Raw genomic sequence first — 1,674 nt, 5'->3', positions numbered from 1 at the left:
CTGTAATACTGGGCAAAGATTTTTACCCATAAGCCAGAATTAGATAGCTTCTGGCCCGGTTTCGCCGGTACGAATTCGGATAATCTCTTCCAGCGGGGTGATAAAGATTTTACCATCACCAATTTTGCCGGTTTGAGCTGCCTTGGTAATTGCCTCAACCGCCTGATCGACGAGAGCGTCGTCCACAGCCAGTTCAATTTTTACCTTAGGCAGAAAATCTACTACGTACTCAGCACCGCGATACAACTCGGTGTGACCCTTTTGACGACCAAAGCCCTTGACCTCGGTCACGGTCATCCCTTGTACGCCCACCTCAGACAGTCCAGTGCGGACATCATCGAGCTTAAAGGGTTTTACGACAGCAGTAATCAGTTTCATTTATGCGTTCCTTTTTGGTCTTAGTCTCTGCTCTGGCTTGGCCTCTTTGAGGAAACCCACCAGCCTAAATCTGTTGATGGGTTAAAGATAACACGCTGAGAGCGGGAAAATCATCCTTATCAGCACAAATACAAGCGAGAGGCTAAATCAAACGGCGGCCCGGGTAACCGAGCCGCCGCCAGCAAGACTTACTTAGCGGAAGTGAACTCTGGGTATGCTTCCATGCCACACTCGGCAAGGTCAACACCTTCGTACTCTTCTTCTTCGCTAACACGCAGTCCGATGATCACTTTGATGATGCTCCAAACGATCAGGCTACAGACGAAGACCCAAACAAAGATGGTCAATCCGCCCACGATCTGGCCGACAAAGGTAGAGCCGTCGTTGGTTAAAGGTACAACCAACAGACCAAACAGACCGACTACACCGTGTACAGAGATAGCACCGACTGGGTCATCGATTTTCATTTTATCCAAAGACAGGATAGAGAAGACTACGATGATACCGCCCACTGCACCGATGATGGTAGCACCCAAGGCGCTTGGGGTAGAAGGCTCAGCGGTAATCGCTACCAGGCCTGCCAACGCACCGTTAAGAGCCATGGTCAAGTCGGCTTTGCCGAACAGAATGCGAGCGACAATCAGTGCGGCAACCAAACCACCAGCGGCGGCGGCGTTGGTGTTCAGGAACACCATCGCGACGGAGTTAGCGTTGGCGATATCGCCCAATTTCAGTACCGAACCACCGTTGAAACCGAACCAACCCATCCACAGGATGAATGTACCTAAGGTAGCCATTGGCAAGTTAGCACCGGTAATGGCGTGAATTTCGCCGTTTTTACCATATTTACCTTTACGAGCACCCAGCAAGATCACACCAGCCAGCGCAGCTGCAGCACCTGCCATGTGTACGATGCCAGAGCCGGCAAAGTCAGAGAAGCCTAGGTCGCCAAGGTTATACATGCCAAATACGTCGGCACCATTCCAAGTCCAGCTGCCTTCCATTGGGTAAATGAAACCAGTCATTACCACAGCGAAGGTCAAGAATGCCCAAAGCTTCATGCGCTCAGCAACCGCACCAGAGACAATAGACATAGCGGTTGCTACGAATACTACCTGGAAGAAGAAGTCAGAGGCACCGGAGTAAACCGAACCACCTTCAAAGCCTTCTTCGGCAGAGGCTGCCAAAGCATCAGCAACTAGAGTTTCACCGCCGGCAATACCGGTTAGGAAAAAGTCGCCGCCGTACATAATGGCGTAACCGCACACTAAGTACATAATGCATGAAATGGCAAAC

The 1,674-nt window shown here is 50.8% G+C and carries 2 protein-coding genes; both read right to left on the bottom strand.

What is annotated here, in order from left to right:
• Positions 1-39: 39 nt before the first annotated feature.
• Positions 40-378: a P-II family nitrogen regulator gene (locus Q4526_RS00860; protein ID WP_215974821.1), complete on the bottom strand. Its 339-nt coding sequence runs from the start codon at positions 376-378 to the stop codon at positions 40-42.
• A 188-nt stretch (positions 379-566) separates the two neighbouring features.
• On the bottom strand, positions 567-1,674 hold a 1,108-nt coding region (locus Q4526_RS00855; RefSeq protein WP_215974820.1), incomplete at its 5' end, for an ammonium transporter.

Source organism: Gilvimarinus sp. 2_MG-2023 (assembly GCF_030547685.1).
Taxonomy (GTDB): Bacteria; Pseudomonadota; Gammaproteobacteria; order Pseudomonadales; family Cellvibrionaceae; genus Gilvimarinus.
The sequence above is the reverse complement of the archived record's forward strand: the minus strand, read 5'-3'. Positions and strand labels throughout refer to the sequence as shown.